Annotated in this window: 14 protein-coding genes; 9 read left to right on the plus strand and 5 right to left on the minus strand. The window is 45.5% G+C overall.

The annotated features are described in order from the left end of the window. The first annotated feature begins 65 nt into the window (after positions 1-65). Both AACQ93_RS20075 and AACQ93_RS20080 read left to right on the plus strand, forming a co-directional pair. Positions 66-725: a hypothetical protein gene (locus AACQ93_RS20075; protein ID WP_064608158.1), complete on the plus strand. Its 660-nt coding sequence runs from the start codon at positions 66-68 to the stop codon at positions 723-725. A 65-nt stretch (positions 726-790) separates the two neighbouring features. Next, positions 791-1,105, plus strand: coding sequence for a cupin domain-containing protein (locus AACQ93_RS20080; RefSeq protein ID WP_064608160.1), 315 nt, complete (start codon positions 791-793; stop codon positions 1,103-1,105). A 40-nt stretch (positions 1,106-1,145) separates the two neighbouring features. Here AACQ93_RS20080 and AACQ93_RS20085 read toward each other — a convergent pair whose 3' ends face one another. Together AACQ93_RS20085 and AACQ93_RS20090 are read right to left on the minus strand one after the other, a co-directional pair. Further along, complete coding sequence (locus tag AACQ93_RS20085) at positions 1,146-2,570, minus strand: basic amino acid/polyamine antiporter (RefSeq protein ID WP_064608162.1); 1,425 nt, start codon at positions 2,568-2,570, stop codon at positions 1,146-1,148. 240 nt (positions 2,571-2,810) lie between these two features. Further along, entirely contained in the window at positions 2,811-4,301 is a 1,491-nt protein-coding gene (locus AACQ93_RS20090; RefSeq protein ID WP_064608164.1) for an FAD-dependent oxidoreductase, read from the minus strand. 340 nt (positions 4,302-4,641) lie between these two features. Between AACQ93_RS20090 and AACQ93_RS20095 the strand changes: the two genes are divergently transcribed. From AACQ93_RS20095 to AACQ93_RS20105, 3 genes are all read left to right on the plus strand, one after another. After that, a complete protein-coding gene (locus AACQ93_RS20095) occupies positions 4,642-5,646 on the plus strand; it encodes a response regulator (RefSeq protein ID WP_007465361.1) in 1,005 nt (334 codons plus the stop codon). Positions 5,647-5,649: 3 nt separating this feature from the next. After that, complete coding sequence (locus AACQ93_RS20100; protein WP_007465363.1) at positions 5,650-6,096, plus strand: PAS domain-containing protein; 447 nt, start codon at positions 5,650-5,652, stop codon at positions 6,094-6,096. A 238-nt stretch (positions 6,097-6,334) separates the two neighbouring features. Next, a complete protein-coding gene (locus tag AACQ93_RS20105; protein ID WP_064608166.1) occupies positions 6,335-7,345 on the plus strand; it encodes an OmpA family protein in 1,011 nt (336 codons plus the stop codon). A gap of 82 nt (positions 7,346-7,427) precedes the next feature. Here the strand turns inward: AACQ93_RS20105 and AACQ93_RS20110 are convergent, their stop codons facing one another. Further along, positions 7,428-8,219, minus strand: a complete 792-nt coding sequence (locus AACQ93_RS20110; protein ID WP_064608168.1) for a M48 family metallopeptidase — start codon at positions 8,217-8,219, stop codon at positions 7,428-7,430. Positions 8,220-8,347: 128 nt separating this feature from the next. Here AACQ93_RS20110 and AACQ93_RS20115 point away from each other — a divergent pair, with 128 nt between their 5' ends. The 4 genes from AACQ93_RS20115 (at position 8,348) to AACQ93_RS20130 (ending at position 11,028) form a co-directional block, all read left to right on the plus strand. Continuing rightward, a complete protein-coding gene (locus AACQ93_RS20115) occupies positions 8,348-8,779 on the plus strand; it encodes a hotdog fold thioesterase (RefSeq protein WP_064608170.1) in 432 nt (143 codons plus the stop codon). A gap of 5 nt (positions 8,780-8,784) precedes the next feature. Continuing rightward, entirely contained in the window at positions 8,785-9,021 is a 237-nt protein-coding gene (locus tag AACQ93_RS20120; protein WP_007465370.1) for a DUF3389 domain-containing protein, read from the plus strand. A 474-nt stretch (positions 9,022-9,495) separates the two neighbouring features. Next, positions 9,496-10,344, plus strand: a complete 849-nt coding sequence (locus AACQ93_RS20125; RefSeq protein WP_255377268.1) for a phosphotransferase — start codon at positions 9,496-9,498, stop codon at positions 10,342-10,344. 63 nt (positions 10,345-10,407) lie between these two features. Beyond that, complete coding sequence (locus AACQ93_RS20130; RefSeq protein WP_064608174.1) at positions 10,408-11,028, plus strand: putative ATP-dependent zinc protease; 621 nt, start codon at positions 10,408-10,410, stop codon at positions 11,026-11,028. A gap of 74 nt (positions 11,029-11,102) precedes the next feature. On the opposite strand, the gene AACQ93_RS20135 is transcribed toward AACQ93_RS20130, so the two are convergent. Together AACQ93_RS20135 and AACQ93_RS20140 are read right to left on the minus strand one after the other, a co-directional pair. Continuing rightward, positions 11,103-11,930 (minus strand): DUF2797 domain-containing protein, encoded by an 828-nt coding sequence (locus tag AACQ93_RS20135; protein ID WP_064608176.1) that lies wholly within the window; start codon positions 11,928-11,930, stop codon positions 11,103-11,105. 129 nt (positions 11,931-12,059) lie between these two features. Further along, complete coding sequence (locus tag AACQ93_RS20140) at positions 12,060-14,441, minus strand: fatty acid cis/trans isomerase (protein WP_064608178.1); 2,382 nt, start codon at positions 14,439-14,441, stop codon at positions 12,060-12,062. Between the last annotated feature and the right edge of the window lie 80 nt (positions 14,442-14,521).

Raw genomic sequence — 14,521 nt, forward strand, 5'->3', positions numbered from 1 at the left:
TATGTGCATATGCTCAGGCTTTATCGGTTTGATGAGGTGTCTGTTTGTAAGTGTGGATGGAATTTATGCTGAGATCCTGGAAAGTATCATTGTTTGTCGGGTTTGTTATCGGAAGTGTCGTTGCCTCCGCTGTCTGGAATCGTAATCCCGGACCAACTCAGGAAGAATACGAGCTGTTGCAGCACAAAAATGCGCAGCTGGCAGAAAACAAGCAAGCGTTACAGGAAAGCTTTGAAGCTTATGAGACTCAGAAAGCGTTGGAAATCGAGCAGTTATCTAAACAGCTTCAGGAAAAGCAAACTGAGTTGGATAAGCAAAAGGCTGATTACGAAAAGCAGATAGCCCAAATCAAGCAGAAACAGAAAAAGCTGGAAGTTACCAAGAAGAAGCTTGATACAACCGTTGTAAAGCTTAAGACCACGGCAGAGAAACAAAAAGTTGTACTGGATAACTCTAAGGAGCTTTATCAACAACAATTGGTTCTGCAAAAGCAGGTTGTTAATGCCGAAGCTGATGTGAAAAAGGCTCAGCGAGTAGCAAAAGAATTTAAGCAGGCTTGTGATGAATTTAAAACCGGTTCTGGTTGGAACTGGGTTTCGCAGGCAGACTGTGACAAGTACGAAGCTAAGCTGACAATTGTTGAAGAAGAACAAGCGCAGCTGACAGCCCTTCAGGCAGAACTTGATGAATTGAATAAGAAGATTGAAGTCAGTTTGCCGAAGTAAAGAATTAAGGTTAAAAAGGCGAGGTTTAATCCTCGTCTTTTTTTAGACTGTTATACAGAACAATTATGACGAATTTATTCAGTAATATCCCGGCAAATCTGCCGGAAGAAGTGTTCGAAGATATCATCAAAACACCTGATGTTCGGATTGAGCGAATCATTTCTAAAGGACATACCACGCCTGATAATGAATGGTACGATCAGGATGAAAATGAGTGGGTGCTGGTGGTAAAAGGTGAGGCAAAACTGTTATTTGATGATGAGCGAGTGGTTCACCTTAAAGAAGGTGATCACGTTAATATTCCCGCTCACCAGCGTCATCAGGTTTCCTGGACAGATCCAAATCAGGAAACAATTTGGCTGGCAGTATTTTATAAGTAATAAAAAACGGCTCCCTCGGGAGCCGTTTTTAATGAAGTGGTTAACCGACAGTCATCATAAATACGGCACCGACTGCCATAACAGTAAGTAGAAGTATGCCGAAAACTTCTTGCTTACTGTTGATAAATGCTTTTTGCTGCTCTTTGCGTGCCCACATCATAACCAGAAGCCCCGGGAAATAAAGCAGGGCAACCAACAACAGGTAGTGAAGTCCGGCTGCATAAACTAGCCATGAACCATAAACAGTAGCAATCATGCCACCGATAAGGTCGAGACGGCGAGCATTGCTGTTGTCCCCGTAGCTGTCATTCTTTATCGCAACTTTCAGTCCGTAGGCAGCAGACAGACCATATGGGATCAGAACTGATGATGTTGCGATATTAACAAGGCTTAGATACGTGCTCTGGCTGAACATTGTCATGATCAAAAAAGACTGAACAGCAAGTGTTGACGCTGTAAGCGCAACAATCGGTGCTCCATGACGGTTTTCTTTACCAAATACGCGAGGGAATAAGCCGGATTCAGCCGCGACCAGAGGCGCTTCTGCTGTGATTACTGTCCAACTGAGCAAGGCTCCGCATACCGAGGTGATCAGGCCAAGGTTAATTAACAACGCCCCCCACGGACCAACGATATGTTCAAGGATCCGAGCCATTGAGGGGTTCTGAAGCTCTGCCAGTTCTTCTTGAGTCATAACTCCGTAGGAGAACAGGGTTACGATTACATACAGCGATAATGCAGCTAAAAGGGCGATAACGGTCGCCTGTCCGATAGCTTTACGGCTTTTTGCCCGTCTGGATAACATGACGGCACCTTCAATGCCGATGAATACCCAAAGGGTAATCGACATGGTATAGCGAACCTGTTCACCAAGCCCACCCAGAGCAGTGTTGTTTTGTGCCCAGATATCAAGGCTGAATTTATCAAAGTTGGCGGCAATGACGGTATAGCCGATAAAGGTAAGGAGAGGGATCAGCTTGGCAATGGTGACAACCATATTAACAATCGCGGCTTCTTTTACTCCTCGCGTGACCAGGAAATGCATCATCCAGATCAGGATGCTGGCACCAAGAACAGACTGCCAGGTATTACCTGCACCAAAAATCGTGTTATCAGGTGTGTCGGTAAAAAAGCTCAGGGCACTGAAAACGACAACCGCATATGAGGTGTTGGCAAGAATGGTATTAAGCCAGAAGCCCCACGCCGAATTGAAGCCCCAGAAGTCACCAAAACCTGCTTTGGCATAGGCGATAACACCGCCATTGATATGAGGTTGGTTAACAGACAGGCTGTAAAAGATGCGCACTAATGCGAGCATGCCGACTCCGGTGATCAGCCAGCCAATGATTACTGCGCCGGGTCCGGCTCCGGCAGCCATGTTTTGTGGGAGACTGAAGATTCCGGCACCGAGCATAGTGCTCAAAACCAAAGCAGTCAAAGATCCTAGCCCGAGTTGATTATTCATTTTTTCTTATTCTGTTTAATTATGTTCTATCCAGACCGCTTTATAAGCTGTCAGGCGCGGACAATAGAGTATTCACTCTAGCAAATCAATGAATTGGCCGAATAAGGGGAGTAAGTGGTTAAAAAATGCAAACTTATGAATATTTATGAGGAAAAGGAATGCGAAATTATGTTTGTAGTTGATGTTTGTAGGAAAAAATAAAGAGCCAAATATGGCTCTTTATCAGGACGTTGTCAGCTATCAATATTTAACCGGGCGGGCAAGTGCAGGTGGATAATTACGCTGAACTGTCAACGCTTCTGCCATTGAGACAACTACTTCTTGAGTGAATCCGGACGTCACTGGCATTTGTTGTTCAGGATGAATTTCTGTTGGTTTTTCCGCAAGCAGGCCATCATCGTATAACTTAATCAATACCTGATTAGCTGCGTTTAGGGCTGATGAGGCTTTGACAATTTCACTGCGGGCATAACGATTGCCGGCAAAGGAGATATCTGCTGCTCGAAGTGATGGGTCTTCCCCCGGAATTTGTTGAGCACCGAACAAAGGGGGGCCGCCAACAGTGGCTGACTTGTAGGCCGGGAGAAGTTTGGCCATATGCTTAATGGCTCTTTCACTTCGGGTATGGACGTCGCAGCTTTTCCAGCCGAATTGAATCTTTTTGGTGAACGATTCTCCCAACTGTGGTTGCGCGCTATCGGTTGTACTGGCAACGAGTCCTTTTCTGAATAAGGTAATATCTTCAGTCATCCCATGAAGCTGGAAATAACCATCAGGGTAGGGGGTTAACTGAGCCATACCATCAGGCGTTCCACGCTCACCGTGGAATATCACTTCAGGCCAGATACCTTCGCATTCCGCCCAGTGGGTTATATAGGCAGCCTTAAACTCGATCATTCGTTTTCGTGGCAGTTTTGCCATGTCATCAATCTTACCGGTTTGGAAGCCACATGCATTTACAAGGTAATCAACTTGGGTTGAATGGGTAATATGATCATCGATATCACTATCATACTGCTGATAAGTGATTTGCCAGCTATTGTCTTGGCTATCTTGCTCAACATCGATCACTTTGGCATTCATATTAAGTGAACAGGTTGGTAGCTTCTCTGCGGCAAGATTTGCTGTTGCAGCCAGACGAAAGACACTCAGGCCGTATTCTTGTACCAGAATAAACGGAAACTTGAATTGGCTGAGGTTGAGGTTTTTAACAAGCGGAATCATCCAATCATCAAGCGATGCGGGGCTATTTGGTACTGGCTTGTTGGCCAGTTCTTCAAGTTCCTCACGATAATAAAGTTTGAAATATTCTTCCGGAGAACCCAAAACCTGGTTTAGTGGATCGTTGTTGACCAGATTGGCGTATGTTTTTTGCAGAAGGTTTAGCCTGTCAATAAGAGACGATGGTTCACCTTTGTCTCTTTCCGGCACTGCGACAACGGTAGGGCGAATATTGGCTGTTTGAGGGAAAACTCTTAGTGTATCAATAGATTGCTTGAGCAGAGTCTTGCATTGTTCATCAGAAATTTCGCGGTATAGATTTCCACCTGCATGTAGATGGCAGATTGGTGGTCCGTTTACCAGGCTTTTTCCTGCCTCAAACAGTTCGACCTGAATGCCACGTTCGGCAAGGCGGAGAGCAATGGTGGAACCGGCGATACCGCCACCGATAACGCCGACGGAGAAAGGCTTTTGCCCGTCACTATGATTACAGGCACCATGAACATTCATATTGGCTGACAAGTACTTTTGGTCATTTTGATAATAGTTAGCATTCTACTGTGCCTTCTTTATGTTTTAAACATCAATAGAGTGCATATCAATGGGTTAGGGGGAGAGTTTACAATGTAAATAGCCAGGTTTAGCAAGTGGATAGATATCCGCTAAAACTAGGTTGTTGGGGTTACGCTGTCACATTTTAATGAGGTCTTACCTGACATGCTAATTGATAAATTCAACAGATTTAGGCAGACCGGGCAATGTTCAGCTGTTATTATCTTGAGGTTACTTGAGTTAAGTAACATAAGAATAATGAAAAGCGCTCCGCAAGAAGAAGCGCCAAGGAGCTAGCATGGCAACTTCAATTTTGATCTGCGATGACTCAGCGTTAGCCCGTAAGCAGATGGCCCGTGCTCTGCCTGCCTCGCTCGATGCTGAAGTCACTTTTGCTGTAAACGGTGTGGAAGCACTGCAGCACCTGAAGAAAGAAAAGTTTGCGTTGATGTTTTTGGATCTGACTATGCCTGAGATGGACGGCTATCAGACCCTGGAAGCGATCAACCAAGAAGGGATCGACATTAAAGTCATTGTTGTGTCGGGCGATATTCAGCCTCAGGCTCAGGCCAGGGTTAAAGCTCTCGGTGCAATTGAATTCCTTAAAAAGCCTGTCGATAAGGCGCACCTGAAAGAATTGCTCAAAACGCTTATCCCTTCCGAACCACCGGCATTTGATGCCGTGATTCAACGGGTAGCAACCCCAGCGCTTCGTCGTCGCGATATTTATCTGGAAGTGGCAAACGTAGCGATTGGTCGTGCTGCGGACTCACTGGCTCGACATTTCGATGTGTTTGTAAATCTTCCGCTTCCTAACGTGAATGTGTTTGAGGTTAGTGAACTTCATATGACGATGCGCCATTTGGCAAGCAGCAGTACCATGTCCGGAATCTGCCAGGGCTTCAGTGGTGAAGGAATTGCCGGGGAAGCTCTCGTTCTGTTGAGTGATTCCAGCCTGACAGATTTGATGTCGATGATGAAATATCCGGTTGAAGAGGGAGGCAACTCTGAACTGGAATTGTTAATGGATGTCAGCAATATCCTGGTCGGTTCTTTCCTCAAAGGTCTGGGCCAGCAGGCTGAAGTGAAGTTTTTCCAAAGTCACCCGGTATTGCTTGGTCAGCATATTCCTATTGAAGATATGATTGAGCAAACAGAAGGTAACTGGCGAAGAACAATGACGTTTGAAGTCAGTTACGGTATTGAGGGTACAGAAATTAAATGCGACCTACTGTTAATGTTTGTCGATGAATCGTTGCCGCTACTTGATAACAAATTGTCTTACCTGATGGATGAGGATTAAGCCATGTTTTCGTTACCAGCCGAATTTGAGCAGTTTCACTGGATGGTTGACATGGTTCAGCATGTCGATGTCGGGCTCGTTGTTCTAGACAAGGATTACAATATCCATGTCTGGAATGGTTTCATGATTCACCATAGTGGTAAGCAGGCTCATGAGGCAATTGGTAAAAATATTTTTGAGATTTTCCCTGAAATTCCTCAGGAATGGTTTAACGCTAAAGCCAAGCCTGTTTTTGAATTAGGATGTCGCAGTTTCCTCATCTGGCGCCAGCGTCCATATTTGTTCAAATGCCGTAATGTGCGGCCGATTACACAGCAGGCTCCTTTCATGTATCAGAATGTGACCCTAAATCCGATGACGTCCCCTAAAGGGGATGTGGACTACCTCTTTATGTCTGTTGAAGATGCCACGGCGGAAGCAATAGCCGAAGAGCGAGGTATGAATAAATAAACCGCATTTCAAAGCCCATGTATATGGGCTTTTTTCTTTTTATTAGATGATAAATTCATCATTTCCCTACTGTTAAATATCTCAATTCCATTTGACCCTAACTCTTTTCCTGAAATGTGAGAAAGACTGGCTTTTTTAGGCTTTTTTAGGCTTTTTCAAAGATTTTTATTTGTAAATCAGATGGTTTGATTCTAAGCCTATGAAGTAGTGGCAAAAAACTAATAATAGGGATATCTATATGACAAAGTTATTCAAACTGCTTCCTGTCGTTTTGTTAGTTTCAGGTGTTTCTCATGCTGCAACGGATAATCCGTGGTATGCAGGTGCGCGTGTTGGTGGTACTAATTTCGACAGCTTCGATGGCGCTCTTGATGGTCAAGAAGGAGCTTTCGAACGTGACGATTGGGGTGGTGGCGCATTCATTGGCTATAACTACAACTCATGGTTTGTTGTAGAAGGTGGCTATACTTACCTTGGTCAGGCTGATGCTAAGCAGGGTAGTGGTGGCTTCGAAGTTCATGGTCTGGATATTGTCGGTAAGTTCACTTGGAGTGTTGCTCCGTCTATCGATATCTTTGGTAAGGCTGGTGGTTATCTGTATGACGTTGATAATAGCGTGAACAACAAGGATGATTCTGGCTTGTCAGGGACAGTTGGTGTTGGTGCAGAATATTTCTTTAATGAAGACTTGTCTGCCCGGCTTGAATACCAATATTACAGTCAGGTTGGTGATACCGGCCCGGGTGAAAGCGATGTTCATTTCTATGGCTTGAGCCTGGTATATCATTGGGGTGCAGAAGCTGCTGTCGCAATAGAGCCAGAGCCGGTTGTTGAGCCTGAACCTGTGCCAGAGCCTGAGCCGGTACCGGTTGAACCAGAAGTAATTAAGATTGAGGCTCTGAGTGTGGCATTACCTTTTGCATTCGACAGCAATGCCTTGACTCAGGCTGACATTGAACGCCTAAAACCAATCGGTGATCGTTTAGTTGAGTATCCTGATGCAAAACTGTATGTCATTGGCCACACAGATAGCCGTGGTTCTGAAGCATACAATCAGAAATTGTCTGAAGAGCGTGCCGCTGTCGTTGCGGGGTACTTGGGCACTTACTTTGGTATCGAAAAAGAGCGGGTGATTATTCAGGGGCGTGGTGAAACCGATCCTGTTGCTCCAAATGATACAGAGGAAGGCAGAGCTAAAAACCGCCGGGTAGAAGCTTATACCCCGGGATTTGAGATTACTGAACAGTAAAAGTAACAGCCTTATTTAGGCCGGTTCACCGAATAAACAAAAAGCGCCATTTGGCGCTTTTTGTGTTTATTAGCTGTTTCAACTAAATACGGCATTGCGGGCGTGGAGCGTTATATGCCGGCAGTTTTGCGATTTCTGCTTTCAGATCGTCAATACGGGTATCATGAGACGGGTGGGTTGAAAGCAGTTCTGGAGGCTGTTGTCCACCAGATGCTTTATTCATGTTTTTCCATAGGCTGACACTTTCATTCGGATCAAAGCCTGCTTGAGCCATCAAACGCAGACCGATGATGTCAGATTCAGATTCCTGTGCGCGGCCATATGGCATTAAAACGCCGTACTGAACCCCCAGCCCAAGTCCTGCCATTGCTGCATCATGGTAATCAGTCCCACTGATTGCAATGCTGGAAAGTTTTAAGCCTACGTTAGCCATTTGGCTTCGAGAAAGGCGCTCGTTGCTGTGTTGGGCGATGACGTGGCCGATCTCATGACCAATAACCGAAGCGAGTTGATCCTGGTTAGTGGCAACGTTGAGTAATCCAGTGTAGACGCCGATTTTACCACCAGGTAAAGCAAAGGCGTTGACTTGCTCGCTGTCAAAGACGACAACTTCCCAGTCGCTGAAGCCTTCAGCTGGTGAAAGTTTGGCGGTTAAGGTATCAGTAACACACTGTACATATTGGTTTGTTTTAGCGTCTTTGTTAACTTTTTCCTGTTTTTTCAGAGTGTCAAAGGATTGAGAGCCCAACTGAGACATTTCCTGATCTGAAAACAGCAAAACCTGCTGGCGTCCGGTCGGGGAACTGGAGCAGGCTGATAAAACCATTGTCGAGGCTAATACCCCGGTGATAAAAAGAGGACGAAAGTGACTCATGAGTGATTCCTTTCATTCAATTATAGATAAGGTGAATGGCCGAATAATACTATGGGCTCGCCATTGTTTATAGTCGGCAAACATTCAGAATGTTATGCTGGTTGGAAACAAAGGTGAAAGGTAAGTACATGAGTATCTGGAAAAAACAGTTTACGTTGGATAGCTTGAACCAGACATCGGTCAATACATTGGTTGAACATTTGGGGATCGAGTACTGCGATTTTGACGATAACAGCCTGAGTGCTGTTATGCCTGTGGATGCGCGTACACACCAGCCATTAGGCATGTTGCACGGTGGTGCTTCTGTGGTATTGGCCGAAACTATTGGTTCGTTGGCTGCAAACCTGTGTGTCGATGAACAACATTATTGTGTCGGCTTGGACATTAATGCCAACCATGTGCGTCCTGTGCGAAGCGGTATTGTGAAGGGGAGAGCAGAACCTGTACATGTTGGTTGGACTACTCAGGTATGGCAAATAGAAATCTCTGATGAACATGGCCGTCTTGTTTGTACCAGTCGACTGACAATGGCTGTAATGAAACATAAGAAAAAAGATTAATCGATATGAATCTGACGTTTTCAGAAGGACGAATTATTGCCAACCAGCATGAACTAGTTGTGCGATTGAATGGTAACTCCCGTGTAACCATGCAGGCGCTGGCTGATGATATCACCTTAATTGGTGGTGCTAATGTGATAACCGCTTCAGGTAGCGGGGTAAACTGGTCTGTTAGGCTGGATAATGAAGAGCAGTTGCATGAAGTAGCTGAAGCGATAGGTATTGCCGTTCAGCAGCGGTGATATGATTAGTTGTTATGATTGTAATGGATGAGTGCCGTGCATTATGCACGGCTTTTTGTTGCCTGATATTCCACTGACGTAGCTCAGAATTAATGTGAATTCATATTTGATCAAGGCATATGAAATTCACCATGGGAAAGATTCTAAACATTAGTCTAAGTGAATGATTTAACGGTTCATTTGGTGAAGTTTGTCATTTTGTTTTCGAGGAAAGGCTGTTTTTGTACTTCGTTAAGCAATATGGTGCATTTTAGTGAGAGCGTGGGCTCATAATTGACTATTTTGACTCAAAAATCTGGCCTGTGAAGATGAATTATTGCACTCTGGTTATTGTAAAAATACTTGTACATTAGTGATATCTCCGGGTATTGGTACAGGGTATGCGTGTTTGAGACTGGTAAGCTCTGATGAGCGTAGGGAGTGTCGATGATTGAACCGCAACTTAAGCGAATAGCTGTGAATGCTTATAGGGTTATGTTTGGTCAGCGGCCGGGATTGTGCAATTTACAAGAAACATTTTACGGCTGGGTTGTTTTTCTTGCCTCGCCTGGCGGTAAAAGAGCTGTTGTGAAATTTTCACGAGAGATTGGGCGACTCGGAAAAGAGGTAAGGGCGTTGGAACGCCTGAGAGAGGTCTTGAATTGCTCTGTACCGGAAGTGTTGTTCTTCGGTCGCGAAGAAGGCCACGACTACATTATGCTTGAGTGGTTAGACGGAGAGCCTGCTTATAAGATACCTGATGATCCTGTTGCTAGGGAGCAGTTTCGAGAAAGCTATACGGACATATTACTCTCTCTTCATGATCATCAGTCTCTGAAAGGTTTTGAAATCGGGGACGATGAGTTTGTTCCCGACTTTATCCCGGCTTATGAAAGCTGGATGTCGCCAGTTCTACGCTACGTTCAGAGCAGTTGCTCTCCATTTTCTTCAAAATTGAAAGATGCCTATGCGGGGTTGTGGGAAAACAGGGGAGAGATCTTGTCACCGCTCAACCAAATCGCTTCTTTGGTACATGATGACTGCCACGTAGGAAATGTACTTTTTGATCCTAAAACTTTTAAAGTTGCAGCTATCGTTGATCCTTGCGATGTCGGATTTAAGCATTATGAGCTCGACTTGTTCCACTTATATGATGTCCGGCCGGATTTGCAGCTAGTTGAACGGTATCAGGAAAAGCAGGCATTGGCAGAGGGCTTTGAGTGGCGACGTTGGTTCTTCAGTTTATGGGATGACGCAAAACACAGCCGTAATATGGGATGGTATGATGAACATTGGCTAGTGTCGAAAGTTGCTTTGTTTGAAGCCAGTTACGCCGGCCGTTAAATTTGCTCCGGAATGATATATCTGCATATTATTTTTATATAGGAAAGTATAAGGGGTCGCATAATGAGAACAACAGCAGCCGTTGTTATTGCTCTTTTTTTGGCCGGTTGTGCCCAGCAGATCACCAGAGAACCAGAACCGACGCCAGAGCCGGAAGTCAGTAGTGAGGTTAAGCCGATTACTCCTGTTGAATCGGTAGTAACTGTACCGGATACGCCTGCGGTCACACCTGTTCCTGAAGTGAAGCCGCAAGCTAAGCCAAAACCTAAACCAGCGCCTGTTATCACTAAAACAAAAGACGGAAAATTGATTCTAGGTGCTGAGGAATGGGTATGGTTGGCCCCGGCTAAAAAGCATGTCAGGGTGAAAGTGGATTCTGGGGCCGCAATCTCAACTATCGGTGTTTCTGAGGTTCAGGAGTTTGAGCGGGATGGTAATGACTGGGTGAAATTCAGTGCTGGCGGCAGGCTTGTTGAATTGCCAGTTGAGCGGTGGCTCAAGAGTAAAGGCGAAAGTAAAGAAAGAAAAGCTGTTGTAAAACTAAGAGCGAAGCTCGGTGAACTGAATGAATTGACAGAGTTTGCCCTGACTGCGGGCAAAGGGATTGTGCTGGGCGTTAACTTTATCCGAGATGTCGCAATTGTTGACGGCAACCGTAAATATGTACAACCGAAGTCAAAATAATCGTGGATTAAGAAATAACAAAACAAAGCGGCTCAATTGCCGCTTTGTTTTGTTATGGATGTCGCGATAATCAGTTACGGTGTCTCGACACTGACTTCATAACTGGTGAATTTACGGATGTTAATTACCCCGGTATCAAAGATCAGATATTGTCCTTTAATACCAAGTAACGTGCCTTCTACAACGGGGTTTTTGTCGAAGTTGTGTGAAGTGATTTTAGTAGGGTGCTGGCTGACAGGGTACTGAATTTCAACCAACTCTTCGTCTAAACGCTCGACAGCATCTTCCCCATAAAGCGCCAGTAACTCATTTAACCTGTTTTCAATGGTAGGCAACAGACGATCTGCTTCTTGTTTCAAATCTAGGTTATTGTTGTCACCTTTTAGCATGGCGCGCCAGTTGGTTTTATCTGCAACCATTTCTGCCAGTGCGATTTCCACCAAACCGGAAATTTGACGGGTTTTTACTTTTAGAATTGCAAGGCCTTGAGTTGCGCCCTGATCAATCCAGCGGGTAGGGAGCTGGGTATGGCGGGTGATCCCGACTTTAAGGCCAGAGGTATTTGACAGGTATACAAAGTGCGGCACCATACAATGGGTATCCCCCCATTCGGGTTCACGGCAGGTACCCTGAGCGTAATGACAGGTTTCTGGTTTCATGATGCACATATCACAACGAGCCAGCTTCTTCATGCACGGGTAGCAATGACCCTGTGAATAGCTCTTCTTTGTTTTCCTGCCGCAGGCATCACAATAAATATTACCGGTATGGGTTAGCTTCAGCTTTTTTCCAATCAGCGGGTTTAAGGCTAATAAATCGTCTCCGACCGGAAGCTGGTATTCAACTTCCGCACCCAGAGAAGATTTCATCTTCTTCAGTGTTCCAAGCATGACTTTGCTCATTATTTTTAATATGTGGGGCTGATTTTAACATCAGTGACAAGAAATATCTGAGCAGAATAGCGGCCTGAGACAAACAGAGAACAGGCAGTAATGAAAACGCCCTCTTGTTGGAGAGGGCGTTGTGGAGGCTTAGCGGTTTTCGATTCGGTTGTAATCGAGAAGACCTGCTTCGATAGGTTGGTTTTGCTTATTAATCTGATTCAGTTTATCGCTGAAAGACCAGAAGTCTTTGCTGGTGCGGCGAACACCAAATTTATCAAGGAGCACACGATAGTCACCTTCTGTCTTTGTTGCCTTCACTTGTGCAACAAGCTGAGGTAGCTGTGCTTCCTGAACCAGCCAGAATGCGCCAGGGTAACTACCCAGCAGGCCGTTAACCAGAGTCACATCGTCCTTTTCTGGCAGTCGATTTGATTCCTCGTCAAACAGACTTGAAATGTTTTTGTGGGCGCTGTTACGAACCAGAGTAAACAATTGAGCTTCAACATTACGATTCTTTGGCTCAACCATAATAAAGGTCAGCTCAGGGTATAACGTCGCCTGAGAACCATGGATGTGGCCGATTGTTTTAAGAGCTTGAATACTTTCAGGTGTTAGTTTGGCGTTAACCAGCTCATACCTGTGTGAGCCGACACTATTCAGTTTCGTTTCCAACTTAGTCAAAAGTTCTTCTTTCGGATTGTCAGTTGCGAACTTAACACTTGTTGGCTGATTAAATTCGTTAATGTCACCCTGAATGAATTCGCTCAGGTGTTGGTTGGACTCTTGATACCAGCTTGCCAGCTCCTGATGTCGGACTTCAGCAGGAAGCAGCGACAGGAAGTTGGATTCACCTTCCATACGCAGGAAGTCCATATACATTCGAGTCACTAGTTGGTGGCCGAAGTTACCATAGACATCAAAGCCAGCGACAAGCAGGTAGTGAACCCTTTCAAGCAGTGAATAATCAAGAACCCAGGCTGTTTTCGGATGTTCGCCAACAAGGCCTTTTGTTACGGTTGCACTGTCAAAGTGTCGGAAAACAGTCAGTGTTGCATTGTCGTTGTTGCCGTCACCATCCCAAATCAGATCCGTGGTCAGGTGTTCACCGTTTTCGAAAGTTTCGTTCAACAAGGCATTCTTTGCCCGCAGGAAATGACCCTGCTGGTTTGCATATGTAATCCAATTAGTTAAAGGCAGTGTTGTACTGTCTTTTTCTGCTGGCATACGCAGGTTTTCAGCCTGAGACTCATAGAAACTGTTTACCTCAGGAATATCTGCCATATCAGGGTCAACAAAGAATACCCAGAAGCGGTCATTGATAACGTTTAATGCCAGCTGGCCACGACAAACCGGCCCTTTGATAAAGCCCATGATGGTGTTTTGCGCATTTTCGATCATGAAGCGGTAACGCGCGTTAACCGGCAACTGTTTGAATGACATCAACGGATTTGCCGCCACTTCCGGGTCATAGCCCGGCAGGGATTCGATGGTGTATTCCGGCTCGAAGAACAGAGCTTCGATGCGTGCCATTTTGTCAGCACTCAGCGCATAAGGCATGTGTGTCTTATCGACAATGGTTTCACGAACCTGTACCAGACGGTAGTAAACGCGATCAACGCCTGGGTCATCAAATGGACGGCGGGTAGCGATAACATCAACGGGTTTACCCGGTGCGGTACGAGAACGAACAAGGTTGAAGAACACCGGTTGCTTTTCGTCGGCAAAATAAAGGTGCGATACAAACAGATGCTCGTAGATATAGCGACTGACAAGTTGCTCTTTCAATGAATCACCGTTGAGAAATGCTTCCCAATGCTTCACTTTTGCCATTGTTGAAGCGGACGGAGGTGCGACACCTGTCATTGGAGAGCCAGCTGCCAGCCACTCCATCAGCGTATCATTTTCACTTTGGCTGATTTGCGGCAGGCCGTAAGGCATGCCCCATTGCGGGTATTCATGCTCATACTGCGCCATTTCCTCTATTGTCGGGCATTGTTGATCCCGATCCAGCGAGAAATCCCATGCATCATGATCCAGAACTTTCTGATCCGGTAGGGGATGCGCTTGTTTCAGCTGAAGCATACGAGCCATAACACCTGCCTGGGTATTTGCTTCCGGAGATTGTTCACGCTCGTTAAGTACCGGGTGGAAGCCTTTCTCGCGCCATTCTGCTGTGGTTTGGGCATCAATGAACATGCGGGTGGTGTTGGCTGCAATCAGGCGTGTACCTTCATAAACTTTTTCTTTGTTGGCACCGCGGTCGATTCCTTCAGCAGAAGAGAGCTTCAATTGACACGGGGCATCGTAACAGGCATGACAAACCACACATCGGTTTTCGATGATGGGCTTTACGTCGGTCAGGTAACGCTGGGCAATTGGTGTCGCAGCCGGAACCATGCGTTCTTTTGGCTCTGATGTGCCGTAGAGCTGGTCGTAATTGAAGCCGGCATAAACGGCACACCCTGAGAAAATAACCGCAGTTAATAGCACTACGGCGCGTCTAGTGTGCTTCAGAAATGATAAGTTCATGAAATTATTATGGTTAGCAAAACGGTATTGCTACATTTTATAGGGAGGGAATGAGGTATAACAAGTTATTATTTACACAG

This window comes from Photobacterium sp. J15, assembly GCF_963870815.1.
Lineage (GTDB): Bacteria > Pseudomonadota > Gammaproteobacteria > Enterobacterales > Vibrionaceae > Photobacterium > Photobacterium marinum.

Bases quoted from the DNA above. Each gene is read 5' to 3' on its own strand.
- AACQ93_RS20075 (WP_064608158.1), top strand. From the start codon at position 66: ATGCTGAGATCCTGGAAAGTATCATTGTTTGTCGGGTTTGTTATCGGA.
- AACQ93_RS20105 (WP_064608166.1), top strand. From the start codon at position 6,335: ATGACAAAGTTATTCAAACTGCTTCCTGTCGTTTTGTTAGTTTCAGGT.
- AACQ93_RS20110 (WP_064608168.1), bottom strand. From the start codon at position 8,219: ATGAGTCACTTTCGTCCTCTTTTTATCACCGGGGTATTAGCCTCGACA.
- AACQ93_RS20135 (WP_064608176.1), bottom strand. From the start codon at position 11,930: ATGAGCAAAGTCATGCTTGGAACACTGAAGAAGATGAAATCTTCTCTG.
- AACQ93_RS20100 (WP_007465363.1), top strand. From the start codon at position 5,650: ATGTTTTCGTTACCAGCCGAATTTGAGCAGTTTCACTGGATGGTTGAC.
- AACQ93_RS20120 (WP_007465370.1), top strand. From the start codon at position 8,785: ATGAATCTGACGTTTTCAGAAGGACGAATTATTGCCAACCAGCATGAA.
- AACQ93_RS20095 (WP_007465361.1), top strand. From the start codon at position 4,642: ATGGCAACTTCAATTTTGATCTGCGATGACTCAGCGTTAGCCCGTAAG.
- AACQ93_RS20130 (WP_064608174.1), top strand. From the start codon at position 10,408: ATGAGAACAACAGCAGCCGTTGTTATTGCTCTTTTTTTGGCCGGTTGT.
- AACQ93_RS20125 (WP_255377268.1), top strand. From the start codon at position 9,496: ATGTTTGGTCAGCGGCCGGGATTGTGCAATTTACAAGAAACATTTTAC.
- AACQ93_RS20115 (WP_064608170.1), top strand. From the start codon at position 8,348: ATGAGTATCTGGAAAAAACAGTTTACGTTGGATAGCTTGAACCAGACA.
- AACQ93_RS20090 (WP_064608164.1), bottom strand. From the start codon at position 4,301: ATGAATGTTCATGGTGCCTGTAATCATAGTGACGGGCAAAAGCCTTTC.
- AACQ93_RS20140 (WP_064608178.1), bottom strand. From the start codon at position 14,441: ATGAACTTATCATTTCTGAAGCACACTAGACGCGCCGTAGTGCTATTA.
- AACQ93_RS20080 (WP_064608160.1), top strand. From the start codon at position 791: ATGACGAATTTATTCAGTAATATCCCGGCAAATCTGCCGGAAGAAGTG.
- AACQ93_RS20085 (WP_064608162.1), bottom strand. From the start codon at position 2,570: ATGAATAATCAACTCGGGCTAGGATCTTTGACTGCTTTGGTTTTGAGC.